General features: G+C 41.4%; 26 protein-coding genes and 3 pseudogenes. 18 read left to right on the top strand and 11 right to left on the bottom strand.

Annotation, left to right across the window (positions count from 1 at the left end; genetic code table 11):
• The first annotated feature begins 80 nt into the window (after positions 1–80).
• The 5 genes from MK396_RS03195 (at position 81) to MK396_RS03175 (ending at position 3,915) form a co-directional block, all read left to right on the top strand.
• Positions 81–839, top strand: coding sequence for an amino acid ABC transporter ATP-binding protein (locus MK396_RS03195; protein WP_268723635.1), 759 nt, complete (start codon positions 81–83; stop codon positions 837–839).
• A 10-nt stretch (positions 840–849) separates the two neighbouring features.
• Positions 850–1,644, top strand: coding sequence for a transporter substrate-binding domain-containing protein (locus MK396_RS03190; protein WP_268723634.1), 795 nt, complete (start codon positions 850–852; stop codon positions 1,642–1,644).
• Between the two features lie 12 nt (positions 1,645–1,656).
• Positions 1,657–2,334 carry an amino acid ABC transporter permease gene (locus MK396_RS03185; RefSeq protein WP_268723633.1) on the top strand — a complete coding sequence of 226 codons (678 nt, stop codon included), beginning with the start codon at positions 1,657–1,659 and terminating at the stop codon, positions 2,332–2,334.
• Between the two features lie 9 nt (positions 2,335–2,343).
• Entirely contained in the window at positions 2,344–3,003 is a 660-nt protein-coding gene (locus MK396_RS03180; protein ID WP_268723632.1) for an amino acid ABC transporter permease, read from the top strand.
• Between the two features lie 129 nt (positions 3,004–3,132).
• Complete coding sequence (locus MK396_RS03175) at positions 3,133–3,915, top strand: DUF4037 domain-containing protein (RefSeq protein WP_268723631.1); 783 nt, start codon at positions 3,133–3,135, stop codon at positions 3,913–3,915.
• 67 nt (positions 3,916–3,982) lie between these two features.
• On the opposite strand, the gene MK396_RS03170 is transcribed toward MK396_RS03175, so the two are convergent.
• The 3 genes from MK396_RS03170 to MK396_RS03160 form a co-directional block, all read right to left on the bottom strand.
• Positions 3,983–5,002, bottom strand: a complete 1,020-nt coding sequence (locus tag MK396_RS03170; RefSeq protein ID WP_268723630.1) for a YdcF family protein — start codon at positions 5,000–5,002, stop codon at positions 3,983–3,985.
• 67 nt (positions 5,003–5,069) lie between these two features.
• On the bottom strand, positions 5,070–5,507 hold the full coding sequence (locus MK396_RS03165) for an Rrf2 family transcriptional regulator (RefSeq protein ID WP_268723629.1): 438 nt from the start codon (positions 5,505–5,507) through the stop codon (positions 5,070–5,072).
• 72 nt (positions 5,508–5,579) lie between these two features.
• Entirely contained in the window at positions 5,580–6,422 is an 843-nt protein-coding gene (locus MK396_RS03160; RefSeq protein WP_268723628.1) for a metallophosphoesterase family protein, read from the bottom strand.
• A gap of 211 nt (positions 6,423–6,633) precedes the next feature.
• Between MK396_RS03160 and MK396_RS03155 the strand changes: the two genes are divergently transcribed.
• From MK396_RS03155 to thrS, 3 genes are all read left to right on the top strand, one after another.
• Positions 6,634–7,008 (top strand): hypothetical protein, encoded by a 375-nt coding sequence (locus MK396_RS03155; protein WP_268723627.1) that lies wholly within the window; start codon positions 6,634–6,636, stop codon positions 7,006–7,008.
• A 303-nt stretch (positions 7,009–7,311) separates the two neighbouring features.
• Positions 7,312–7,704: a hypothetical protein gene (locus tag MK396_RS03145; RefSeq protein ID WP_268723626.1), complete on the top strand. Its 393-nt coding sequence runs from the start codon at positions 7,312–7,314 to the stop codon at positions 7,702–7,704.
• An 87-nt stretch (positions 7,705–7,791) separates the two neighbouring features.
• Entirely contained in the window at positions 7,792–9,735 is a 1,944-nt protein-coding gene (gene thrS / locus MK396_RS03140) for a threonine--tRNA ligase (protein ID WP_268723625.1), read from the top strand.
• Between the two features lie 153 nt (positions 9,736–9,888).
• Here the strand turns inward: thrS and MK396_RS03135 are convergent, their stop codons facing one another.
• From MK396_RS03135 to MK396_RS03120, 5 genes and pseudogenes are all read right to left on the bottom strand, one after another.
• On the bottom strand, positions 9,889–10,938 hold the full coding sequence (locus MK396_RS03135) for a DUF389 domain-containing protein (protein ID WP_268723624.1): 1,050 nt from the start codon (positions 10,936–10,938) through the stop codon (positions 9,889–9,891).
• Positions 10,939–11,217: 279 nt separating this feature from the next.
• Positions 11,218–11,519: pseudogene (locus MK396_RS03130) on the bottom strand (DUF898 family protein).
• A 55-nt stretch (positions 11,520–11,574) separates the two neighbouring features.
• Positions 11,575–11,673, bottom strand: a pseudogene (locus MK396_RS10000) (peptide ABC transporter); the annotation flags it as partial.
• Positions 11,674–11,679: 6 nt separating this feature from the next.
• Positions 11,680–12,654, bottom strand: a complete 975-nt coding sequence (locus MK396_RS03125; RefSeq protein WP_254725077.1) for a sensor histidine kinase — start codon at positions 12,652–12,654, stop codon at positions 11,680–11,682.
• Positions 12,647–13,324 carry a response regulator transcription factor gene (locus tag MK396_RS03120; RefSeq protein WP_000548981.1) on the bottom strand — a complete coding sequence of 226 codons (678 nt, stop codon included), beginning with the start codon at positions 13,322–13,324 and terminating at the stop codon, positions 12,647–12,649. The genes MK396_RS03125 and MK396_RS03120 overlap by 8 nt, the downstream gene beginning before the upstream one ends.
• 325 nt (positions 13,325–13,649) lie before the next feature.
• On the opposite strand from MK396_RS03120, the pseudogene MK396_RS03115 reads away from it, so the two are divergent.
• From MK396_RS03115 to MK396_RS03100, 4 genes and pseudogenes are all read left to right on the top strand, one after another.
• Positions 13,650–14,219: pseudogene (locus tag MK396_RS03115) on the top strand (TetR/AcrR family transcriptional regulator).
• A gap of 87 nt (positions 14,220–14,306) precedes the next feature.
• On the top strand, positions 14,307–15,083 hold the full coding sequence (locus tag MK396_RS03110) for a ferredoxin reductase (RefSeq protein ID WP_268723623.1): 777 nt from the start codon (positions 14,307–14,309) through the stop codon (positions 15,081–15,083).
• Positions 15,084–15,194: 111 nt separating this feature from the next.
• Positions 15,195–16,268 (top strand): DUF2974 domain-containing protein, encoded by a 1,074-nt coding sequence (locus MK396_RS03105; protein WP_268723622.1) that lies wholly within the window; start codon positions 15,195–15,197, stop codon positions 16,266–16,268.
• A gap of 84 nt (positions 16,269–16,352) precedes the next feature.
• On the top strand, positions 16,353–16,982 hold the full coding sequence (locus MK396_RS03100; RefSeq protein ID WP_268723621.1) for an MBL fold metallo-hydrolase: 630 nt from the start codon (positions 16,353–16,355) through the stop codon (positions 16,980–16,982).
• Positions 16,983–17,020: 38 nt separating this feature from the next.
• Here the strand turns inward: MK396_RS03100 and MK396_RS03095 are convergent, their stop codons facing one another.
• Positions 17,021–18,913: a M13 family metallopeptidase gene (locus MK396_RS03095; RefSeq protein WP_268723620.1), complete on the bottom strand. Its 1,893-nt coding sequence runs from the start codon at positions 18,911–18,913 to the stop codon at positions 17,021–17,023.
• A gap of 179 nt (positions 18,914–19,092) precedes the next feature.
• On the opposite strand from MK396_RS03095, the gene MK396_RS03090 reads away from it, so the two are divergent.
• The 6 genes from MK396_RS03090 to MK396_RS03065 all read left to right on the top strand — a co-directional run bounded on the left by MK396_RS03090 (position 19,093) and on the right by MK396_RS03065 (position 23,488).
• Positions 19,093–19,815, top strand: coding sequence for a metal ABC transporter ATP-binding protein (locus MK396_RS03090; RefSeq protein ID WP_268723619.1), 723 nt, complete (start codon positions 19,093–19,095; stop codon positions 19,813–19,815).
• The gene (locus MK396_RS03085) at positions 19,812–20,660 is read left to right on the top strand and encodes a metal ABC transporter permease (protein ID WP_061408443.1); all 849 of its coding nucleotides are present in this window, start codon (positions 19,812–19,814) and stop codon (positions 20,658–20,660) included. The genes MK396_RS03090 and MK396_RS03085 overlap by 4 nt, the downstream gene beginning before the upstream one ends.
• 26 nt (positions 20,661–20,686) lie before the next feature.
• Complete coding sequence (locus MK396_RS03080; protein ID WP_268723618.1) at positions 20,687–21,616, top strand: metal ABC transporter substrate-binding protein; 930 nt, start codon at positions 20,687–20,689, stop codon at positions 21,614–21,616.
• Positions 21,617–21,738: 122 nt separating this feature from the next.
• Positions 21,739–22,233, top strand: a complete 495-nt coding sequence (gene tpx / locus MK396_RS03075; protein WP_000206541.1) for a thiol peroxidase — start codon at positions 21,739–21,741, stop codon at positions 22,231–22,233.
• An 83-nt stretch (positions 22,234–22,316) separates the two neighbouring features.
• Complete coding sequence (locus MK396_RS03070; protein ID WP_268723617.1) at positions 22,317–22,967, top strand: metal-dependent transcriptional regulator; 651 nt, start codon at positions 22,317–22,319, stop codon at positions 22,965–22,967.
• 107 nt (positions 22,968–23,074) lie between these two features.
• Positions 23,075–23,488 (top strand): hypothetical protein, encoded by a 414-nt coding sequence (locus MK396_RS03065; RefSeq protein ID WP_268723616.1) that lies wholly within the window; start codon positions 23,075–23,077, stop codon positions 23,486–23,488.
• A 31-nt stretch (positions 23,489–23,519) separates the two neighbouring features.
• Here the strand turns inward: MK396_RS03065 and dtd are convergent, their stop codons facing one another.
• Positions 23,520–23,963, bottom strand: a complete 444-nt coding sequence (gene dtd, locus MK396_RS03060; RefSeq protein WP_268723615.1) for a D-aminoacyl-tRNA deacylase — start codon at positions 23,961–23,963, stop codon at positions 23,520–23,522.
• 29 nt (positions 23,964–23,992) lie between these two features.
• Positions 23,993–26,209 (bottom strand): RelA/SpoT family protein, encoded by a 2,217-nt coding sequence (locus tag MK396_RS03055; RefSeq protein WP_247931302.1) that lies wholly within the window; start codon positions 26,207–26,209, stop codon positions 23,993–23,995.
• Positions 26,210–26,341: the final 132 nt, after the last annotated feature.

Genomic DNA, 26,341 nt, shown 5'->3' with positions numbered 1-26,341 from the left:
TTTTTTTCAGATATGATTTGACAAGAACACTCTTTTGGTGTAGAATCATGTTATAAAATCTAACACAAAGGAGATCTCTCATGGCTTTAGTAGAATTTAAAAACGTCGAAAAATATTACGGAGACTATCACGCACTCCGCGAGATCAATCTCCGTTTTGAAAAAGGACAAGTTGTTGTCCTGCTTGGACCTTCTGGCTCTGGGAAGTCCACTCTTATCCGTACGATCAATGGTTTGGAGGCTGTTGACAAAGGAAGTCTCCTAGTCAATGGACACCAAGTCGCAGGTGCTAGCCAGAAAGATTTAGTTCCTCTTCGTAAGGAAGTCGGCATGGTTTTTCAACATTTTAACCTTTATCCACACAAAACGGTGTTAGAAAATGTGACACTTGCGCCCATTAAAGTTCTAGGAATTGATAAAAAAGAAGCTGAAAAAACAGCCCAAAAATATCTGAAATTTGTAAATATGTGGGACAAGAAAGATTCCTATCCAGCCATGCTATCTGGTGGACAAAAACAACGGATTGCCATCGCTCGCGGACTCGCTATGCATCCCGAACTCCTCCTCTTTGATGAGCCAACATCTGCTCTTGATCCTGAGACTATCGGAGATGTTCTAGCAGTTATGCAAAAACTGGCACATGACGGGATGAACATGATCATCGTTACCCACGAAATGGGCTTTGCTCGAGAGGTTGCGGACCGTATCATCTTTATGGCCGACGGAGAAGTTTTGGTGGATACGACAGATGTCGATGACTTTTTCGACAATCCAAGCGAACCCCGTGCCCAACAATTCCTCAGCAAAATTATCAACCACGAAAGGGACAAAGTCAAATAAGGAGGCGCCTATGAAAAAGAAATTCTTTTTATCCGCATTATTAATTGGACTTTTCAGCCTTGTTGCTGCCAAACCAGTCCAGGCCGACACCAGTGTCGCAGACATTCAAAAAAGAGGTGAACTAGTTGTCGGTGTCAAACAAGACGTTCCCAATTTCGGCTACAAGGATCCCAAGAAAGGGACTTATTCTGGTATCGAAACGGACCTGGCCAAGATGATTGCGGACGAACTTAAGGTCAAGATTCGCTACGTTCCAGTTACCGCTCAAACCCGCGGCCCCCTTCTAGACAATGAACAGGTCGATATGGATATCGCAACTTTCACTATCACAGACGAACGTAAAAAACTATACAACTTCACCAGTCCCTACTATACGGATGCTTCTGGCTTTTTGGTCAACAAATCTGCCAACATCCAAAGCATTGAGGATCTAAACGGCAAAACCATAGGAGTTGCCCAAGGATCCATTACCCAGCGCTTGATTAGTGAACTGGGCAAAAAGAAAGGTCTAACCTTTAAATTCGTCGAACTTGGTTCCTACCCAGAATTGATTACTTCCCTTCACGCTCACCGTATTGATGCCTTTTCCGTTGACCGCTCTATCCTGTCTGGCTACACTAGTAAACGAACAGAACTGCTAGATGATAGTTTTAAGCCATCTGACTACGGTATCGTCACCAAGAAGTCAAATACCGAGCTAAACGACTATCTTGATACCTTGATCACTAAATGGAGCAAGGATGGTAGTTTGCAGAAACTCTATGACCGTTACAAGCTCAAACCATCTAGCCATACCGCAGATTAAGGAGGACACCCCATGACAGATTTATCATCTTGGACAGCCTATTTTCAGGATTTTGGACAATTTTTCAATGGTTTCCTCTTCACTCTTGCCCTAGCGGTTGGTTCCTTTATCCTAGCTATGGTCTTAGGAATCATCTTTGGAGTCCTATCAACTAGCAAACATCAAATTTTAAGGATTTTGGCTCGTATCTTTGTCGAATTTTACCAAAATACCCCTCTCTTGGTACAGTTTGTTATTGTTTTTTATGGCCTACCCCTTATCAGTGATCACACCATCATGATTCCAATTTATTGGACAGCTGTTCTCTGCGTCGGACTTTATCACGGTGCCTATATTGCTGAGGTTATTCGTTCAGGGATTCAGTCTATTCCTAGTGGTCAGATGGAGGCCGCATTGTCGCAAGGTTTTTCCTATATCAGTGCTATGCGCTTGATTATCTTGCCTCAGGCCTTCCGTATCATTCTCCCTCCTTTGACCAACCAAATCGTTAACCTTATCAAGAATACTTCAACGGTTGCGATCATCTCTGGAGTGGACTTGATGTTTGTGACCAAGTCTTGGTCGGCGCTCAACGGAAACTACATCCCTGCATTTCTAGGTGCCGCCCTACTCTACTTTGCCCTTTGCTTCCCTGTCGCCCAATTTGGTCGCAAGATGGGGCAAGCCAACAAAAAAGCCTATTCACTTTAGGAGGTTACTATGGAATCTATTTTAGAAGTTTTGACCCCAGATAACCTAATCTTTATCTTTAAAGGATTTGGCTTGACCCTCTACATTTCTCTGATTGCTATCGTCCTCTCGACCCTTATCGGAACAGTACTAGCCGTCATGAGAAATGGGAAAAATCCTGTCTTACGGATCATCTCCAGCATTTATATCGAGTTTGTACGTAACGTTCCCAACCTTCTCTGGATTTTCACCATCTTTTTGGTGTTCAAGATGAAGTCCACACTCGCAGGTATTACGGCCTTTACCCTTTTTACCTCAGCAGCCCTAGCTGAGATTATCCGAGGTGGTCTTAATGCTGTGGACAAGGGGCAGTACGAAGCAGGAATGTCACAAGGATTCACTTCAGCCCAAATCCTCTACTACATCATTCTCCCACAAGCTATCCGCAAAATGCTGCCGGCTATCATTTCTCAGTTTGTGACCGTGATTAAGGATACCAGTCTTCTCTACTCTGTTATCGCCCTACAAGAACTCTTTGGCGCTAGCCAAATTCTCATGGGACGCTATTTCGAACCAGAGCAGGTCTTCAGTCTTTATATCCTGATTGCCTTGATTTACTTTATCTTTAACTTTACTATTTCTAGCTTGTCTCATAAGCTAGCAAAACGTTGGCAACAAGCCGCGGAATAAAAACGAAATGTGAACTCAAAACAAGGGTTCACATTTTTTGCTATAAATGAAAAAGAGTAACTCAATGCTATGCAAACGTTTTACTTTTTGGTAAAATGACTTTAAAACCATAAAGTAAGGAGAAAAATCATGATCCACGAACTTTGCAAAGAATTCTCTCAACTGGAACAAGTAGAAGCTGTTGCTCTTGGTGGTTCTCGTGCAGGACAAGCCTACGATCAAAACTCTGATTATGACGTTTATGTCTATCTCAACTCTCCTATTGATGAGGCGACTCGCCTAAAAATTTTGAGTAAATACTGCTCCTATATGGAAATTGGAAACCAGTTTTGGGAGTTAGAGGATGACTGCGTACTAAACAACGGTATCGAAATCGAGTTGATTTATCGTTCGCTGGAGTCGTTTGAACAAGAATTGAACTCAACCGTTTTTCAACACAAAGCTCAAAATACTTATACAACTTGCATGTGGCATAATCTACTCCACAGCAAGATTCTATACGATCCGAATGGAAACTATGCTTCGCTCCAAAGAGCCTACCAGATTCCCCATCCACAGGAACTCAAAAAGCATATCATTGAAAGGCAACTTCTTTTGCTAGAACAAGCCATGCCTGCCTTCTCTCACCAAATAGAAAAAGCTATCAAACGCCAAGATTTTCTCAGTATGAATCATCGTACAAGTGAATTTTTTGCTTCCTACTTTGACTTGTTATTTGCGCTCAATGAGCAAACCCATCCTGGTGAAAAACGAATGTTGGAGTACGCAAAGACCAATTGTACTCTCCTCCCTAAACAATTTGAAGAAACTATTCGCAAGTATTTCCAACTACTCTACCAACCGCAACAAGGAGAACAAGCGATCGTAACCTTACAAACCATCCTGAACCAACTAAAGGCCATTTTGCCATGAGCAAAATCGGACAATAATGACTACATGAATTTTACAAAAAATCTCCTAACGGAGATTTTTTCACATATTACCATAGAACACCTCTATAAGAAAAAATCAGAGCTAAAATCAACAAAACATAGAAGGCGATAAAAAGCCATTTCATCTTCACACATAGAGCAATATATTCTCTGATAAAGGCCGAAGGAATATAGTAGGCAGCTGTACGACAACCAAGGCCATCTCCCTTCATCCCAATTCGACGAGCATAGGTACTGGTACGAAAAACATGGTAATCATTGGTCACAAAGAGAAAACGTGGATTCGCTACCAGTTTCTCTCCCATTTCTTTTGAAAAGAGGAGATTCTCATAGGTCGTCGTTGAGTCTTCCTCTAGAAGAATGGCTTCTCTCGGAACATCCGTCTCTTCCAGCAAATAATTATAAATTGCCTGAGCTTCGGAAATCTTCTCATCCCCACCTCGACCACCACTTGCGATGATTTTAACATTGGGGTTGAGAGACTGGTGATAAGCTTCTACTGCCTTGTCAATGCGACTCTTCAGTAAGGGAGTCACTTTTTCTCCATTCAATAAACCTGCTCCGTGAATGATAATAAAATCATAATATTTTTTCTTAGGAATAAAAAGATACAGAATAGAATAAAGCAGAAATCCTGCAAAGGCAAAACCAAAAATCAAATACGAATAAATCAAAAAGAAAAAGATAATATTTACTAGATGATTGGTGTAGAACAAGCCCTTGGTATTGCTCACTCGAATCGCCATGATTACAAAAAAGAATAAAATCACGCAACCTAATCCTAGAGACAAATAATTTGCCTTGGATTTCCCTTCCTTTTTCAATAACACAAATCCATTATAAATAAGGAAAAAGCCACTTAGAAAAATCAGCAAGGGGAGTAAAATAAAAGCAAATACATAAAGAGCTAACTGAACATTCTCATGTCCATTTTTATAAAAAAGATAGGATAGATAAAAATAACTGGAAATGAGGGATAATAAGAATAATACTGGGTTCCACAAACTTCTATTATCCTTCCAAAATGACACTATAAAGGCTAATACAATTCCTATAACGAGATACATTTCTTCCTCCTTTAACGATTCTATTTTACCATAATTATGGTAATAGAAAAAGAGGACTCTAGCCCTCTTACTTTGTCATTTTATCCTGAGCATCTGCCACAACCTGAGCCAGACTCGTCTGACGAAGCTGGTTTTCCATAGCTACTTGGATATCCAGCAATTTCTGATCCAAGACTTGATGAATATTAGCCCCTACTGGACAGTTAGGATTGGGATTGTCATGGAAACTAAAGAGCTTACCAGATTTTCCTAAACATTCAACAGCCTGATAAACATCAAAAAGGCTAATATCTTGAAGGTCTTTGATAATTTCGGTACCACCCGTCCCACGAGCAACTGAAATCAATCCTGCTTTTTTGAGTTGCGACAAAGTCTTACGGATAATGACTGGATTAACTCCAACGCTAGCTGCGAGAAAATCACTGGTCACCTTGCTTTCCCGGCCCTTGATAGCAATGATAATTAGCATATGGGTCGCAATGGTAAATCGACTTGAAATTTGCATTTTGTTCCCCTTTCACCTGAGATTCTCATCATCTCTCTTCTCATACTCATTATACCCCTTTTTGATGTCATGTCAATCATTACTACTATCTAACCATGCATCCAACTCAATATCATGCCCCTGTTTTTGAGCAATCTCATACAGAAGTTCCTGGTTATGAGTGTGGTGAATCCCATTTACCAAACTTTCATAATAGACCTGGAAATAGGGGAGCTTTAAATCTTTAGCCAACTGCAATTCAGCTTCTACATCATAATCCACTCGACGAAAATCAACATCAGCCAAACCTGCTTCATCAAACTCTAAGATCATATACTGGGCCCGCAGGTCCTTACGTAATCCCGCATCTAAAAAGAAGGGTTGTCCAATGGACCCTGGATTAAGAATCAACTGTCCATCACTTCCATAACGAAGCAACTGTTGATGGATATGACCATATACTGCGATGGAGGCGTGTGGATTCGTCACTAATCTATCAAAATCTTCTTGTTTTCCCATATGAATCAACTCCCTACCCCAGTTTTTATCAGGGAGATGGTGAGTGATTCCCACCATCAAATCACCAAACTGACGATGAACTTGCATGGGTTGATTGTGGAGGTCTTCGATTTCTTCAGGGCTGATTTCTTCTAATATATACTGGCATTGACGTAGGAGGTAGCGATGACTAGCTTTTGTCAAATCTAGCCTACGATGCAAACCTCGCCAGAGACTATTCTCCCAATTACCAAGAACTCTTACAGTAATAGGCAAAGCCGCTAAAAGATTCAATATCCTTCTACGTCCTGTTCCCGGCATAAGAATATCCCCCAAAAGCCAGTATTGGTCTACCTCTGCCGCTCTTGCATCAGCCAGTACAGCTTCCAGGGCTGTCGTATTCCCATGTATGTCTGAAAGAACTGCTATTTTGGTCATTCTTTCTCCTCATTTCCTCTTACTTCTTTTGTTAGTATTATAGCAGAAAACACTCAAAAAGAGCACTATCACTACTCACTGAATTAACTTGTAAAGGCTTCCAAGACGTGCTATAATAGACGTGCTACAATATAAGTAGAGAGTTCCCCTTCATCTAGGATTATGCGGTCTTCAACATCTCTCAATTTTTGTAGATTGGAGGACTATTGCCATGCGGAAATATCTTAAGTATATTCCATACTACCTTGTCATTTTCTTCTTTTACTGGCCCCTCTATGAGTTGCTTTTACTGCTGATATCTGATTCTTATACGCTGAAGGGACTGTACATTTATAACATTCTCCTCTTTTCTCCCCTAGTAACCTTTATCGTATCACTACTTTATAGCTATCGATTTCATTTCTCACTTTGGTGGCTACTCGGTATTGGTCTGCTCTATTGCTTTACCATCATCACCTTTGGTGAATTCATTCTGCTTTATTTCCTAGCTTACGAAATCTTTACCCTACTTGGTATGGCTTCTGGTGTGGGGATCAAGCATGTCTTCCAGCGAGAGAAAAATAAAAAAATTATACAAAAACCTTGAAAATTCTCGCAATCATGCTATAATAATGCATAGAGACAAGTCACTTAGTCCCTTTCTACTAGAGAGTGCGTGGTTGCTGGAAACGCATAGAAAGCCTAAACTGATACTACTCTACTGACTTTTATGAAAACATAAAACGGTGGCTACGTTAAAGCCAATCAGAGGTGTCCCTCTTTTTTGAGGAACATGAATGAAGGTGGAACCACGTTGCGACGTCCTTTTAGGATGTCGTTTTTTGTTTGGAGAATAGAGATATTGCCAGGTTAAATGAAACATAGCTAAGAAAAGAAGATGGAGGTTGATATGAATAAATCACTGTCTTGGGTGATTCCCTGTGCCTTCCTTATCGTCTATGTATGGCTAATGAAAACTCTCAGTCTATGGGGGTTAGAGTACATTGTTGTCTTTTCATTTTTTGCATTTGTTCCCCTTTTGCCATTTCTTGCTCCTTTTCTTGGTATCTTAATGTTTTTTAAGAAAAAGAAACTCATCCTGACAGGATATTTTCTAAGCCTAACTGCTGGTATTTATTTGGTTAATGCTATAAGAAACTATCCACTAAGGATATACATGAGAGGTGAGATGACTGATGAACAATATCTGTCTCTAATCCTTTCCTTAGTATGCTATCTATTCATTTCTACAGCTTTCTTTATCTTTAGAATGAGAAAGTTAAACTATCATTTGTTTAGATAATCAATTGTTATGATTCTTTGTAAATAACGAATTCTCTACTTTTTCAACCTCAGTTTTTAAATATGATAAATTTTTAAGGAGAAAACCATGATTAAGATTACTTTCCCAGATGGCGCTGTTCGTGAATTCGAATCTGGCGTGACAACTTTTGAAATTGCGCAAAGCATCAGCAATTCCCTAGCTAAAAAAGCCTTGGCTGGTAAATTCAACGGCAAACTCATTGACACTACTCGTGCTATCACTGAAGATGGAAGCATCGAAATCGTGACACCTGATCACGAAGATGCCCTTCCAATCTTGCGCCACTCAGCGGCTCACTTGTTCGCCCAAGCAGCTCGTCGCCTTTTCCCAGACATTCATTTGGGTGTCGGTCCAGCTATCGAAGACGGCTTCTACTACGATACAGACAATACTGCTGGTCAAATCTCCAATGAAGATCTTCCTCGTATCGAAGAAGAAATGAAAAAAATCGTTAAAGAAAACTTCCCATCAATCCGTGAAGAAGTGACGAAAGACGAGGCACGTGAAATCTTCAAGAACGACCCTTACAAGTTGGAATTGATCGAAGAACACTCAGAAGACGAGGGTGGGTTGACTATCTACCGTCAGGGCGAATACGTAGACCTCTGCCGTGGTCCGCACGTCCCATCAACAGGTCGTATCCAAATCTTCCACCTGCTCAACGTAGCTGGTGCCTACTGGCGTGGAAATAGCGACAACGCAATGATGCAACGAATCTACGGTACAGCTTGGTTTGACAAGAAAGACTTGAAGAACTACCTTCAAATGCGTGAAGAAGCCAAGGAACGTGACCACCGTAAACTCGGTAAAGAGCTTGACCTCTTCATGATTTCACAAGAAGTCGGACAAGGTTTACCATTCTGGTTACCAAACGGTGCCACTATCCGTCGTGAATTGGAACGCTACATTGTCGACAAGGAAATCACTGCAGGCTACCAACATGTTTACACTCCACCAATTGCCTCAGTGGAACTCTATAAAACTTCTGGTCACTGGGATCACTACCGTGAAGATATGTTCCCAACTATGGACATGGGGGACGGTGAAGAGTTTGTCCTCCGCCCAATGAACTGTCCTCACCATATCGAAGTTTATAAACACCATGTACACTCATACCGTGAATTACCAATCCGTATCGCTGAGATTGGCATGATGCACCGATATGAAAAATCTGGCGCCCTTACAGGCCTTCAACGTGTACGTGAAATGTCCCTAAATGATGGTCATACTTTTGTAGCTCCAGAACAAATTGAGGAAGAATTCAAGAAAATTCTTCAATTGATTATCGACGTGTATGAAGACTTTAATTTGACAGATTACCGTTTCCGCTTGTCTTATCGTGACCCAGAAGATAAACATAAATACTTTGACAACGATGAGATGTGGGAAAATGCACAACGCATGTTGAAAGCAGCTATGGATGATATGGAACTGGACTACTTTGAAGCTGAAGGTGAAGCAGCCTTCTACGGACCAAAATTGGATATCCAGGTTAAAACTGCCCTCGGTAAAGAAGAAACCCTTTCTACTATCCAGCTCGACTTCTTGCTTCCAGAACGTTTCGACCTCAAATACATCGGAGCTGACGGTGAAGAACACCGTCCAGTTATGATTCACCGTGGAGTTATTTCAACTATGGAACGCTTCACAGCTATCTTGATTGAAAACTACAAGGGTGCCTTCCCAACATGGCTTGCACCACATCAAGTGACCCTTATCCCAGTATCTAACGAAAAACATGTAGACTACGCATGGGAAGTAGCCAAGAAACTCCGTGACCGTGGTGTTCGTGCAGACGTAGATGAGCGCAATGAAAAAATGCAGTTCAAGATCCGTGCTTCTCAAACCAGCAAGATTCCTTACCAATTGATCGTTGGGGACAAGGAAATGGAAGACAAAACAGTCAACGTTCGCCGCTACGGCCAAAAAGAAACACATACTGTCTCAGTTGATGACTTTGTTGAATCTATCCTGGCTGATATCGCCAACAAATCACGCGTTGAGAAATAAAACAATCACAGTCTGAGAAACATTTTTCAGAGCCAGAAAAAGCAACAACTATTTCAGCTGTTGCTTTTTATATTTTATTTAATCTGAGCTAGTAGTGATTGGTCAAACCACCACACAAGATTTGCTTTCATGAGTTAGATAAGGTCAATATCCTCAATCCTTATCTGCTTCATTTTCTTTTACGAGCTCTTTTTGTGAATCCTTTTCAGAGAGTTTTTGATCGATATACTTGTTAATGGTTTCATAAAATTCCTTGGTCGTATCACTGTCTAATTTTGTCGAATTATGAACTTGATTGACTTTCAATTGAACAGATTGAATACCGTAAGAGGCTTGTTTTTGATGGAGCGCTTCTAATTCTTCGTCTGAAATCGGATCTCCAACAACCGTCAAGACCAATTCATTGTTTCTTGACTTGTAGACTTGATTAATGACCGTATGATTGGCGAACTCTTTTCCTACAAACTGTTTAATTCCTTCTTTTCGCGCTTGATCTATCGTCAGAGTGACTGCTGAATAACTGGCTGGAAGAACCAATAATACAATCAAGGATGTCAAGCCAATTTTCATTTTAATGTTTAGCTCTTTAAATGAACTTAAGGGAGATTTCCTCATCAAAATTCTTGTTCCAACAATGTTTGTTAACATGATGAAGACACAGTTGATCAAGAAAAGATAGAGAGCCCCAAATAAAAATCGTACATTTCCATTAGCTAAACCATAACCTGCAGTACAGATAGGTGGCATCAGAGCTGTTGCAATAGCTACTCCTGGAACAATATTGTTTGCTTCTTTTTTCCTTGACCCAATTACACCTGCTATCCCACCAGCAATAGCTATGAGAACATCCCAAATGGTTGGAGAGGTTCGTGCAATCAATTCGCTACTTTCATAAGATAAGGGAGAAATCCAGAAATACAGAGCCGAGACAAGCAAGCTGACCAATACTTGAGTAAATAAAACCCCTAGAGATTGTTTGATTAAACGGGTATCAAAAATAGCTAAACCAAAACCCAGTCCAACAATCGGTGTCATAAGAGGGGAAATCAGCATGGCTCCAATAATGACCGCTGTTGAATTCATATTTAGACCTATAGAGGCAATAAAAATCGCACACATCAAAATCACTGTATCTCTTAATCGAACATGAAGGTCATCATATAGTTTCTCGCGGAATTCACGTGTTGAATAGTTTCTGGACATTGGTTACTCCTTTTATTTCATATACTCTTGTTTCTGCATGGATGATGGTAGAGGGACTTCTGTCCAATCTTACATATTTTTAATTCTCACCTGTTATGTTTTTGAAAATTATCCTTTAAGCATCCGTCAGTCTATCCTTAACATTATATCAAAAATTTTACAGTCTTTCTCCAACGAAATCTATCAATTGAACAGATAGAGAAAGGAAGAAATTTTTGTTTCCTTATACGAAAAAGAAAAAAACGGTATCTCCTCTGAAAGAAGATGCCGTTTTAATCTTTAAATATGATTGGTGTGTTCGACAATCCATTGCTTCATTTTGATTTGCAACCAGAAGCCATAGATTCCAAACGTGATGATGGTTAGCAGAAACCACTTGATCCAGTTACCGAACAGTTGTGCTCCAGTTCCGTCAAAGTATAGACGTTGCCCATCCACTACTGTGTGGTTGGTTTTCAATTTTGCATCATGCAAATCGCCCAAGGTGTTGCGATCCCCAAGGTAAGCCCGAAAATTATGGCTACTAAGATGGAGCATCCAATATAATCTATGATTCCTCCGTCAAAATAACTTTCTTTCATTTTTATCTCTTTTATTTTTTGACTATATTCTAGTCGTTTCCTAGTGTAACATTTTTTACATCTGGACAATCTTACGGTAGCTTCTAGACGTTATCATGAAAATAGAGATATAGACTAGAACAAAAATTCCACAGATGGATAAGGTTATCATCAACTATGCTCACTCAATCATCAGATTCCTATTGGAAAACTTGATGCGAACGGTTGTTCCTTTTCCAACCTCAGACTCGATACGAATCTCGTGGCCCAGTTCTTCAGAAATTTTCTTGGATAGGTAGAGGCCAAGTCCAGATGACTGCTGGGTTAGACGACCATTATAGCCCGAAAAGCCACGTTCAAAGACTCGGAGAACATCGCTGTTTTTAATCCCGATTCCCGTATCCTTGATACAGAGCTCCTGACCTTCCATATAAATCTCTAGCCCACCTTCCTTGGTGTATTTGAGGCTGTTTGAAAGGATTTGTTCAATGACGACCAACAGCCACTTCTTATCGGTCACGATGATTTTGTCAAGGTCATAGAGATTGAGCGCCAGTCCTTTTTGGATAAAGAAAAGGGCATACTTGCGAACCACTTCCTTCACCAGATCCTCAACTTGAACCTTTTCAAATACCAAGTCATCATGGAAGCTTTCCAAACGAAGATACTGCAACACCAGATTGGTATAGGAGTCAATCTTAAAGATTTCCTGTTCCAGTTGCTGCTTGACCTCACGATCAGAGACTTCTGCCACTAATAGTTGACTAGCCGCAATGGGGGTCTTGATCTGATGAACCCACAAGGTGTAGTAGTCCAGTAAATCCGTAAGCTTGCTCTGTGCTTCCGACTTCTTTTGATACAATTCAGACTCACGCTCTTCGAGTTTTTCTGCTAGCGCACATTCCAGAGGAGACTTGGGGTCTCTCTCAGCATAGAGTACTTCCTGCCGGTAAACCCGAGCTTCTGCAAAAATATCCCAAGCCAAAAATAAGAAGGTCAAAAAGCCACTGAGCAGAAAGAAGTAAAGAAAATAGGTCCCTAGACTAGCAAATAAAAACTGAAAGAGAAGGACGAGAAAGCCTAATGAAAAAATATAGACAAAAAGACGACTGCGAGAACGCAGATAGGCTAGAAAAAATGATTTCCAATCAAGCATGTTTCAGTCCGTATCCTATCCCTTTCTTGGTTTCGATAAATCCTGCCAATCCTTGCTCCTCCAACTTTTTACGCAAACGAGCAACATTGACAGACAAGGTATTGTCATCGATGAAAAAGTCGCTGTTCCAGAGCTCTCGCATCAGGTCATCACGCGCCACGATATTGCCAGCATGTTCAAACAAGACCCGCAAAATTTGAAATTCATTCTTGGTCAAACTCAATACTTCCCCCTGATAGTGCAGGTCCATAGACTTGGTATTGAGGATCACACCCGCATACTCCAGCAGACTTTCATCACGGCCAAACTCATAGGAACGACGCAACAAGCCCTGAACCTTGGCAAGGAGCACCTGCTGGTCAAAAGGCTTGGTCACAAAGTCATCCGCTCCCATATTGATCGCCATGACAATATCCATCGCCTGGTCTCTCGAAGACAGAAACATGATGGGCACCTTGGAAATTTTACGAATCTCCTGGCACCAGTGGTAACCATTAAAGAGTGGCAAACCAATATCCATGAGGACCAAATGAGGTTCTGACTGAACAAAAAGGCTCAATACTTCCATAAAATCTTCTACCAAAACGACCTCAAAGCCCCACTCAGAGAGCAGTTTCCCCACTTGTTGCCGAATAACTTGGTCATCTTCTACTAGTAAAATCTTGTGCATGCGCTCCTCCTTTGCTATTTCTCAAAGTATCAAAACCCTTCATATCAGATTTACGGATCAGTATCTCATACTGTTTAGCAGCCTATTCCCCAAATTCAGATCAGAAAACAGATGCTAAATAGAGAACATTCCCACTGATATCATACCTTATTTTTAATTATAGTTCCAGCCTTATCCTATATTTTCCTTTTTGTGCTCATTTAGTTAGCGTTTCTTTAACTTATTTAATAGATCTAGCCTTCTTATTGACAAGCTAGCCATGATTTGTTAGAATATGAATGAACATATAACTTTATTCATTCATTCATAAAACAAAGGAGGTTAAATCCTATTGGACAAAAAACAATCTTTAAAGACAGCAGCCTATGAAGTTTTTTCGAAAAAAGGTTACAAGGCAACAGGTATTTCAGAAATTGCTAGGCAAGCTGGTGTTGCAGTTGGTTCTTTTTATAACTATTACGAGAGTAAAGAAGCCATTTTTCTAGACATCTATATAGATGAAAACAACCGTGTTCGCCAAGCTATGATCGAAGAACTGGGTTGGGAAATTGACATGGTCGACCTCATTGGTCAACTATTTTCTCATTCCAGAACTCTCGTTTCTTCCAATAAAATCCTTGCAGAATGGTACAATCCTGCCATAGCCGATGACTTGCATAGCTACTATTCCTCGGAAGAAGGCAAAGTCGCAAATCCTTTTCATCAGTTTCTAGTTTAAACTTTTACAAATCGTATGCAGGATGAAGGGTACTCGCCAGAAAAGATTCAAGATATTTTACAGGTTTATAATTTGTTTTACTATATGGATATGCATATCACGGAAAAAGATTTTCCAGATATTGGCAAAACTGTTGAAATACTTGCAACCAACTTCATAAAAGGAGTTCTAAAATAAAGAAAATGGTTTTCTTTATTTTTTGAAAAGATATGAATGAATTTTTTTATAGTTCATTCATAAAATTAAGAACAGGAGTCATAAAAAATGAAAAGAGGTAAAAAAATGTTTATTATCATTCTATCAACACTTGGATTGCTAGCCCTTATAACTTGGGGTGCCATCGCCTATCTTGGACGAAGTCAGACATTATCGATAAAATCCATCGAAAACCCCAGCGGAGATTTGTATTTAATTCATATCACAAAGCCGAGTCATCAGACCTGGAAAGCGGGGGCTTATGCTAAGTTTACACTCCCTGATACGTCGTCCGCTTCTAGGAAAAACGAAGCTAAGGGTGAGCAGACCAGTCGATGGCTAACCATTGCCTCCACACCTGATGAAGATGAAATTCTCATTTTAACGCATAATAGTGGTAGTAACTTTAAGAACACATTGACACATTTACCGGCTGGCAGTGAGATTGAGATGAGTTGGCTGGATTCCTCTTTGACTGTTAAAGATACGAATCAGCCACTAGTTTGCTTTGCATCTGATGTTGGTATTTCTGCTCTACGCCCCCTTATCAAAGAATGGTCTGGTAAAGCTCCAATTATTCTCAACCATTTTGACAAAGGAGTTACTATTTTCGATAATGAGATGAAAGAACTGGCTCAAAAAACACCGAATTTTACTTATAAAACTAGCGATGAACTTTCTCAAAGTCAAGAATTTTTAAAACGTGCTATTGATGAATACGGCAATCAAGCCAGCTATCTCATCACAGGTCAGCCTGATGATGTAAATGAGATGAAGAATTTTTTAAAGGAAAATGGGATTGATAGCAAAAACATACAAGTAAGCTCGTTTAGAGGTTTGAAATAGGAGCAATCTATTTTCTATGTATTTCAATCCAACCCTACTAGGTCATTCGAACAAGCCCACTAGCGAATTCTATGTAAATGTGGTAGGATAAACATAGAGAAAGGAGCTTTTATGGCCAATATTTTCGACTACCTGAATGATGTAGCATACGATTCCTTTTATGATCACCCCGTGAATGAGTTAGACGTTCTTGCCTTGACCGAATTAACCTACCTTGCTTTTGATGATGTAGTTACCCAAGAACCACAGCGTCTCATAGATCTTGCATCTCAAATCCCTAGAGAGATGACTATGCTGACCAATAAGAACCGTCTCCAGTTGTTAGATCAGCTCGCTCAACACAAACGCTTTAAAAATTGCAAGCTCTCAAACTTTATCAATGATATCGATGCTGAATTGCAAAAACAGTTTGCGGCTATGACTTATCGTATCAGTCTCGATACTTTTTTGCTTGTTTTTCGTGGGACGGATGATAGTATCATCGGTTGGAAAGAAGATTTCCATATGACCTATATGAAAGAAATCCCAGCTCAAAAACATGCCCTCCAGTATTTAGAGGACTTTTTTGCTCAACATCCTAATCAAAAGGTTATTCTAGCAGGACATTCAAAAGGGGGCAATCTAGCTGTCTATGCTGCCAGTCAACTTGATCCAAACTTGCAGAAAAACATTGTCGCTGTCTATACTTTTGATGCCCCTGGGCTTCACAAGGAACTAACCGAAACACCTGGCTATCAAAACATGATGGAAAGAACGAAAGTATTTATCCCACAAGGGTCTATCATCGGGATGATGCTGGAAATTCCGGATAAAAAAATCGTCGTTCGAAGCACCGCCTTAGGTGGCCTTGCTCAGCACGACACCTTTAGTTGGCAGGTTGAAGACAAACACTTTGTCCAACTGGACGAGACCAATAGTGACAGCCAGCAAGTCGATACAACCTTCAAGGAATGGGTTGAGACGGTCCCTGATACTGAACTGCAGCTCTACTTTGACCTCTTTTTTGGAATCATTCTTGATGCAGGCATCTCCTCTATCAACGACCTCTCTTCCTTCAAGGTCATTGAACACGTTCACCATCTCTTTGTCCAAGCTCAATCCCTCACTCCCGAAGAAAGAGAAACCATGGGACGACTAACCCAACTCTTGATTGATACCCGTTACCAAGCTTGGAAGAATCGTTAAGGCACGAAAAAGACTTTCTGATACCCTAAGTATTCTCTTCTATGCTATACTTAGTTTAGTACATTCTTTGAGAGAGGAAGATTTATGAAAATCCATAAAACCGTGAATCCCGTTGCCTATGAAAATACCTACTACATAGAAGGAGACCAGCACCTGATTGTGGTCGACCCTGGTAGCCATTGGGAAGCTATTCGCAAGACTATCGAGAAAATCAACAAACCAGTCTGCGCGATTCTCCTGACCCACACCCACTACGACCATATTATGAGTCTGGACTTGGTTCGCGAAACTTTTGGAAATCCTCCAGTTTATGTAGCAGAGAGCGAAGCTAGCTGGCTTTACACTCCAGTCGATAATCTCTCTGGTCTCCCTCGTCATGATGATATGGCAGATGTGGTCGCAAAACCAGCAGAGCACACCTTTGTCTTTCATGAAGAATACCAGCTTGAGGAATTTCGTTTTACAGTTCTACCAACCCCAGGGCACTCTATCGGCGGCGTTTCCCTCGTCTTTCCTGATGCTCATCTAGTCTTGACCGGAGATGCCCTATTCCGAGAAACCATCGGTCGGACAGACCTTCCTACAGGTAGCACGGAACAACTCCTCCATAGCATTCAGACGCAACTCTTCACTCTTCCTAACTACGATGTCTATCCTGGACATGGTCCAGCTACGACTATCGCTCACGAAAAGACCTTTAATCCCTTTTTCTAGCAAACAAAAAACCAAGGATAATTTCCTTGGTTTTTGTCTTACCAAATAATCACACGGTCCTCTGGTGAACGCCACATACCATCGCCTTCTTTGACATCATAGGTTGTAAAGAAGTCATCAAAGTTTGGCACTTGGACATTGACACGGAGCTTAGCTGGCGCGTGCACATCGACACTGGCCATGAGTTTCATCAACTCCGGACGGCCTTTCATCCGCCAGATACGAGCAAAGTTGTGGAAGAATTCTTCAGCAGAGAAGTCTGCTTCTCTCTTGGCAGCTTCAAGGGCTGCAGCAATTCCTCCTAGGTCGGCAACGTTTTCGGATACGGTCAGTTTCCCATTGATAGTGGCACCGTAAGACTCTTGCCCATCAAACTGGTCGATAACTTTCTGAGTTTTTTCTTTGAAAGCAGCATAGTCATTCTCAGTCCACCAGTCTTTGAGACTACCATTTTCATCAAAGGAAGCACCATTTGTATCAAAGGCATGAGAAATCTCATGGGCAATAACAGCACCAATACCACCGTAGTTAGCAGAAGACGACTGATGCAAATCATAGAATGGAGCCTGTAAAATGGCAGCTGGGAAGACAATCAAGTTCTTCTGAGGATTGTAGTAGGCATTGACCATATGAGCTGGCATGCCCCATTCCTTGTAATCAACAGGCTGGTTCCACTTGCTCCAGCTGTGCTTGATTTCCACACGCGCAAAGGCTAGAGCATTTTCAAAGAGACTGGCAGTTTCGTCCACTACTTTGTCCTTGTAGCGTTCTGGCAATTCCTCTGGATAACCGATATAAGGCTTGATGACATTAAGTTTGACAATGGCCTTGTCACGAGTTTCAGGCGTGAGCCAGTCGTTCTTAGCCAAACGTTCCTTATAAACGTCAATCATAGTCGCCACTTTTTTCTCCACATCAGCCTTAGCTTCTGGAGAGAATTTTTCATGCGCATACCAAAGACCAAGAGCTTGCTTGAAAGGACCTTGGGCCAAGTGATAAGCTGCCTTGACCTTGTCCTGTGCTTCTGGCACACCTGATAGGGCGCGACCATAGGCACCTGATAGGACACGAATCTCATCTGTGAGATAGCTGGTTGAAAGATTCACCACAGCTAATATCAAGGTTGCCTTAAGCAAAGGCCAAGCTTCTTCACTATAAAACTGATCTGCTGCTTGCCAGAAACGTTCCTCGTCTACGATAACCTTATCTGGAGTTTGTCCAAGAACTGCTTGGAAGAAGTCATCCAAAGGTAGGGCAGGGGCAAACTTTTTGAAATCTTTATAAGCGTATGGATGGTAGAGTTTGGCATATTCTGAACTTTCTTCGTTTGAAAGAACCACTGCTGCGATACGACGGTCCAATTCCAATCGTTTCTCTAGTAAGTTTTCGATTTCCTCATCTGAAAAATCATAGGCTTTGAGAAGATTTGCACTACTTTCCTTCCAAAGAGTCAAGAGTTCCTCACGCTGAGGATGGTCTTCAGCGTAGTAGGTTGTATCTGGCAAGATTGTTCCTGGTGCACTTGCCCAGAGAACATTGGTTCTGGCATCCATAAAATCAGGTGATACACCAAATGGAAGGAAGTTTGGCTTACCAGCTAGTTCAAATTCTGCCAGTTTGCTAGTAAAATCTGCAAAACTCTCCAGATCTTGGTATTCCTTGAGTAGAGGAAGGACGGGCTTAACCCCATCAGCTTCCCTCTTATCAAAATCACGTACCATACGATGGTACTTGATAAAATTTGAGAGGATAGCGTCCTCTGGAATCTCTTCGCCTGCCAACCACTTTTCTGTGGTTGCCAACATCAACTCTTCAATTTCCTCATCAAGGTCAATAAAACCACCAGTTCGAGATTTATCAGCTGGAATCACAGCTGTTTTTTCCCATTCGCCATTGATTGCATCATAAAAATCGTCTTGATAACGTGTCATCTTGTTCTCGCTTTCATATTTTCACTTATTCTTAGCTTAGCAAAAAACACAGGAGAATGCAATTAAAAATGGTTTCTCTTTTTTCTTCATTTTTCAGTTATTATTTTAAATTTTTCAAAAATTAACTTGACTTAATTTTTTTTTTAATGTATATTAAAAGACAGGAGGAAAACAACTGTATGATACGTATCGAAAACCTCAGTGTCTCCTACAAAGAAACGTTGGCACTAAAAGATATTTCACTAGTGCTCCAAGGACCAACTATTACCGGAATTATTGGTCCAAACGGTGCTGGAAAATCAACTTTATTAAAAGGTATGTTGGGAATTATCCCACATGAAGGTCAGGCCTTTCTCGACGACAAAGAAGTCAAGAAATCTTTACATCGAGTTGCCTATGTCGAGCAAAAAATCCATATCGACTACAATTTCCCTATCAAGGTCAAGGAATGCGTCTCTCTGGGACTCTATCCATCCATACCGCTCTTTCACACCTTAAAAGCCAGCCACTGGAAAAAAGTGGCAGATGCACTTGAAATCGTTGGACTTTCAGACTATGCTGATCGCCAAATCAGCCAGCTCTCAGGAGGACAATTCCAACGTGTGTTGATTGCCCGTTGCTTAGTGCAGGAAGCAGACTACATCTTTCTAGATGAGCCATTTGTCGGGATTGACTCGGTTAGTGAAGAGATTATCATGAATACACTGAGAGATCTTAAAAAAGCTGGTAAAACAGTTCTCATCGTCCATCATGACCTCAGCAAAGTCCCCCATTATTTCGACCAAGTTTTGCTTCTCAATCGAGAATTAATAGACCTTGGTCCGACCGAAGAAACCTTTACCGAGGCCAATCTCAAAAAGGCCTACGGTAGCAAACTCTTTTTCAATGGAGGTGACCTATGATAGCAGAATTTATCGATGGATTGCAACATTTCCATTTCCTACAAAACGCCTTGATCACAGCTATTGTCATTGGAGTCGTTGCTGGAGCTGTGGGATGTTTTATCATCCTGCGTGGAATGTCTCTCATGGGAGATGCCATCTCTCACGCAGTTTTGCCTGGCGTAGCCCTTTCCTTTATCCTGGGAATTGATTTCTTTATTGGAGCAATCATCTTTGGTTTGATGGCTTCCATCATCATTACCTACATCAAGGGAAACTCTATCATCAAGAGTGACACTGCCATTGGTATTACCTTTTCATCTTTCTTAGCCTTAGGTGTCATCTTGATTAGTGTTGCCAAGAGTTCGACAGACCTCTTCCATATCCTTTTTGGGAATATCCTCGCTGTCCAAGATACGGACATGTGGATCACCATTGGTGTGGGGGCATTGATTCTCTTGATTATTGGGATTTTCTTTAAACAACTATTGATTACATCCTTTGACGAGCTTTTGGCTAAAGCCATGGGAATGCCCGTCAATTTCTACCACTATCTGCTCATGGTGCTCTTGACCCTTGTGTCAGTCACTGCCATGCAAAGTGTTGGAACCATTCTTATCGTGGCCATGTTGATCACCCCAGCTGCGACGGCTTACCTTTATGCTAATAGCCTAAAGAGCATGATTTTCCTTTCATCAACCCTAGGGGCAACCGCTTCTGTTTTGGGACTCTTTATCGGCTATAGCTTCAATCTCGCAGCAGGATCCAGCATCGTGCTCACATCTGCCAGTTTCTTTCTCATCAGCTTCTTTATCTCTCCTAAGCAACGATACTTGAAACTGAAAAACAAAAAAATCATTAAATAACGGGGAAACCCTTCTGGAGGAATCTAATGAAAAAATTAGGTACATTGCTTGTTCTCTTTCTTTCTGTTATTGCTCTTGTCGCATGTACTAGCGGAAAAAAAGATGCAGCTTCTGGTCAAAAACTAAAAGTTGTTGCTACAAACTCAATCATCGCTGATATTACCAAGAATATCGCTGGTGACAAGATTGATCTTCACAGTATCGTTCCTGTTGGTCAAGACCCACACGAATACGAACCACTTCCTGAAGACGTTAAGAAAACTTCTCAAGCTGACTTGATTTTCTATAACGGTATCAACCTTGAAACAGGTGGCAATGCTTGGTTTACCAAATTGGTCGAAAATGCCAAGAAAACTGAAAACAAAGACTACTTTGCAGTCAGCGAAGGCGTTGATGTTATCTACCTTGAAGGCCAAAACGAGAAAGGCAAAGAAGACCCACACGCTTGGCTCAACCTTGAAAATGGGATGATTTATGCTAAAAATATCGCTAAACAGCTCATTGCCAAGGACCCTAGCAACAAGGAATTCTACGAAAAAAATCTCAAAGACTATACTGAAAAACTAGACAAACTGGACAAGGAAGCCAAAGAGAAATTTAACAATATCCCTGCTGAGAAGAAACTCATCGTAACCAGCGAAGGATGCTTCAAATACTTCTCTAAAGCCTACGGTGTTCCAAGTGCCTACATCTGGGAAATCAACACGGAAGAAGAAGGTACTCCTGAACAAATCAAAACCTTGGTTGAAAAACTTCGCCAAACAAAAATTCCATCACTCTTTGTTGAATCAAGTGTCGATGACCGTCCAATGAAGACTGTTTCACAAGACACAAACATCCCAATCTACGCACAAATCTTTACTGACTCAATCGCTGAAGAAGGCAAAGAAGGCGACAGCTACTACAGCATGATGAAATACAACCTTGACAAGATCGCTGAAGGTTTGTCTAAGTAATCCACTAAAAAACGTCGTTCTCACGTGAATGGGCGTTTTTTTATCGCTTAATTTCCAGTCAAATCATTGGAAAAATCTGACAATTCTCGGTAAAATAAAAGAAAAAAGAATGGAGTAGTTTCATGACCACTTTTCTCGGAAATCCTGTAACTTTTACAGGTAAACAACTGCAAGTCGGAGACAAGGCACTTGACTTTTCTCTTACAACAACCGATCTCTCTAAAAAAACGCTAGCTGACTTTGATGGAAAGAAAAAAGTCTTGAGTGTTGTCCCTTCTATCGATACTGGTGTCTGCTCAACGCAAACACGTCGATTCAACCAAGAACTTGCCAACCTTGACAACACCGTCGTTCTTACTGTTTCTATGGACCTACCATTTGCCCAAGGACGCTGGTGTGGGGCTGAAGGCCTTGACAATGCCATCATGCTCTCAGACTACTTTGACCATTCTTTCGGACGCGATTATGCCCTTTTGATTAACGAGTGGCATCTCCTTGCACGTGCCGTCTTTGTTCTCGATACTGACAATGTCATCCGTTACGTAGAATACGTTGACAACATCAACACGGAACCAGACTTTGAAGCTGCCATTGCTGCAGTGAAAGAACTGGACTAAAATCAAAGCCATTAGGGCAGAAGGCTAGAGAAATCTAGCTTTTTTTGATATACTAGATGGAGAGAAAAGACAAGAGGAAACGAATGACGCCAAATAAAGAAGATTATCTAAAATGTATTTATGAAATCGGTACGGAAATGCAAAAAATCACCAATAAAGAAATTGCTACCCGTATGCAAGTCTCTCCACCTGCCGTAACAGAGATGATCAAACGCATGAAAAATGAAAATCTCATCCTCAAGGACAAGGAGAATGGCTACCTATTGACAGATATTGGCCTCAAACTGGTCTCAGAACTCTATCGCAAACACCGGTTGATTGAAGTCTTTCTAGTTCACCATCTCGACTATACCAGCGATCAGATCCACGAAGAAGCTGAGGTCCTAGAGCACACTGTATCCGACCTCTTCGTAGAGAGACTGGATAAACTGCTGGGCTTCCCTAAAACCTGCCCCCACGGAGGAACCATCCCAGCTAAGGGAGAGCTCTTGGTTGAAATCAACAACCTACCTCTAGCAGATGCCAAAGAAGCCGGCACCTATCTCCTAACTCGCGTTCATGATAGCTTTGATCTGCTTAAATACTTAGAAAAGCATGAGATCCATATCGGTGACCAAGTCCAAGTCAAGCAGTTTGATGATTTCTCCAATACCTTTACTCTGGTCAACAAAGACGAAGACCTCCAAGTTAGCATCGATATCGCCAAACAACTCTATGTCGAAAAAATCAACTAAGCCCTTATCCTTGAAAGAAATTCCTTTCAGGGATTTTTTATTATTTTAGTTGTAAGTTCCATTCGTTTGATGTAGAATGAAGCTAGATAAAAGAGGGAGGTCTTCCTATGAAAAAGCTCTTTAGAATCCATTTTGCAGCCATTGTAGTCAGCGATTTGCTACTGTTGGTAACTTTCAGACCCCGATACGAACTTTCTTTGGAGAGAGGCCTGATTTTTTGCTTCATTTTCATCCTTGCTCAAGGACTACTGCTATTTCGCTTGGTCAATCGACTCAAAAAACATTTCTCTGAGATTTATCCTCAGATGAACCAAAAAATTCGCTTCTACTATTTAGGAGTGCTCATCAGCGATTTTCTATTATTTGTCTTTTTATCCATCACTGGCCCTCAATATTTCTACTCTCTTACTCCAGTCTTTACTTCCTGTCATTCTACTTTATATTATATAACGGCTAGCCACCTAAGAGAAAACTATCCAGACTTTTACAACAAACATACCTCTTTCTGGGAGTGTCTATAAACAAAAACCAAGCCAGCTGGGCTTGGTTTTCTTATCTATTTTTAGTATCAAGAATGATGGTAACTGGCCCATCATTTACCAGCTCCACCTGCATATCCGCTCCAAAGACGCCTGTCTGAACGGGCACTTCCTGAGCTAGCTTTTGGTTGAAAGCCTCATAGAAGGCAGCTGCCATATCCGGCTTGGCTGCTCCTGTAAAGGCGGGACGATTGCCTTTCTTGGTATCCGCAAAGAGAGTAAACTGAGAAATAGAAAGGATTTCCCCCTCAATATCCTTGATAGACAGATTCATCTTGCCTTCTGCGTCTGAAAAAATTCGCATATTGACAAGCTTTCTCACAGCATAGTCCAAATCTTCCTCTTGGTCCTCTGTGCCAACACCGACCAGTAATAAGAGTCCCTGATTAATTTTTCCATGAACCTGACCTTCGATACTGACTTGAGCTTTTTTAACCCGTTGGATAATGATTTTCATAATAGCCTTTCTAGCAAGAGCTAGGAGAATTAGCCGTTGGTCCGTTTGACGGAGTAAACCTCTGGCACACTCTTAATCTTGTCCACGACTGTGGTCAGTGTAGAGAGGTTGGAAATACCAAAGGAGACATGGATATTGGCAAATTTCATATCCTTAGTTGGTTGAGCATTAACGGTCGAGATATTCTTAGTTGTGTTGGAGAGAACTTGTAAAACATCGTTCAAAAGCCCTGTACGATTGAGACCATAGATATCGATGTGGGCAGTGTATTCCTTGCTTGAGAATTGATCTTCCCATTCCACATCAAGGAGACGTTGCTCGTAGTTTTCTTGGGCACGGAGATTCATACAGTCCACACGATGAATAGCTACACCTCGTCCCTTGGTAATGTAGCCGACAATGTCGTCACCCGGCACTGGATTGCAACACTTGGCAATCCGAACTAGGAGACCTGAAGCACCTTCAATGACCACACCACCCTCATGCTTGACCTTGAGGGTTTCTTTGTTCTCGACCTTAACTTCGCCACCTTTGACAAGCTCTTCTGCCTCCGCTTTGGCCTTGGCACGCTCTTCCTCACGACGTTCCTTTTCTGTCAAACGGTTAAAGACGGTAATAGCGCCAATTTCTCCAAAACCAATGGCTGCATAGAGGGCTTCCTCTGTCTTGTAGCTGGTCTTTTGAAGAACCTCATCCATATGGCGCTTGTCCATAAACTTATTGGCTACATAGCCGTTTTCTTGGAATTGGGCCATCAACATTTCACGGCCCTTGTTAACGGATAATTCCTTGTCTTGATTTTTAAAGAACTGACGAATCTTGTTGCGCGCCTTGCTGGTCTTGACCATGTTGAGCCAGTCACGACTCGGACCAAAGGAGTTAGGGTTGGTGATAATTTCAACCTGATCCCCTGTCTTAAGCTTGGTTGTCAGTGGAACCATACGTCCATTGACCTTGGCACCGGTCGCTTTTTCACCGACTTTGGTATGGATTTCATAGGCAAAGTCAATCGGTCCTGAATCTTTTGGAAGGGAGCGAACTGCACCATCTGGGGTAAAAACGTAAATCTCCTCCGCCAGATAGTTTTCTTTAACAGAGTCCACAAATTCCTTGGCATCATCAGCCTGGTCTTGGAGCTCCATCATCTCCTTGATCCAGTTCATCCCAATAGCAGATTCCTTGCTGTTGACCTGCCCTTTAATGCCTTTCTTATAGGCCCAGTGAGCTGCTACCCCGTACTCAGCCACTTCGTGCATTTCCTTGGTCCGAATCTGGAATTCAATCGGCCCTTTTGGCCCATAAACGGTTGTATGGATGGACTGGTAACCATTGGCCTTACGATTGGCGATATAGTCTTTGAAGCGGCCTGGCATGGGTTTCCAAAGTTCATGCACATAACCCAACATGGCATAGACATCACTCTGGGTATCTAAGATACAGCGAATGGCAATCAGGTCATAAATCTCCTCAAAGCGTTTCTTCTTATCCTGCATCTTGCGATAGATCGAATAGATATGCTTAGGACGGCCATAGATTTTCCCTTTGAGATTGCGTTCGGTAGCATACTCTTCCAACTTGGTTACGACTTCATCGACCAAAGCCTCTCGCTCTCTACGTTTCTCCTTCATCATGTGGGTGATCTTGTAAAACTCAGTTGGATTGAGGTAACGGAAAGATAGATCTTCCAACTCCCACTTGACACTTGAAATTCCTAGACGATGAGCAAGTGGTGCGTAAATTTCCATGGTTTCTCTGGAGATCCGTTCTTGCTTGTCCTTTCGCAGGTGTTTGAGAGTCCGCATATTGTGCAAACGGTCCGATAATTTAACCAAGATAACACGGATATCCTCAGACATGGCCATAAGCATCTTGCGGTGATTTTCAGCTAATTGTTCCTCAAGTGATTTGTACTCAACCTTACCAAGTTTGGTCACCCCATCAACGATAATCCGAACATCATGACCGAACTCTCTCTCCAAATCATCCAGTGTCGCATCTGTGTCTTCAACAACGTCATGCAAAAAACCACAGGCGACGGTTACGGCATCCAGCTTGAGCTTAGCCAGAATTCCTGCCACCTGAATGGGATGGATAATATAGGGCTCACCTGATTTGCGATATTGACCACTGTGACAATCCACCGCATAAATCAATGCTTTTTGTACAAAAGCAACGTCTTCCTTTGTTAAATATTCTCTCGTTAAAGCGACTACCTGATCGCCCGTCAAATTCACTTCTTTCGGCATCTATACTCTCCAATTCTTCCTACCATTTTATCACTTTTTTAAGGATATGAAAACTAGAAAAGCCTGTTTTTATGCCAATACCAATCATTAAAAAAACACTGCCAGATTTCTCTAGCAGTGTTTTGACATTTC

It is taken from the genome of Streptococcus oralis (assembly GCF_026782235.1).
GTDB classification, from domain to species: Bacteria; Bacillota; Bacilli; order Lactobacillales; family Streptococcaceae; genus Streptococcus; species Streptococcus oralis_CC.
Note: the sequence above shows the minus strand (reverse complement) of the source record. Positions and strands in the feature narration are given on the sequence as shown.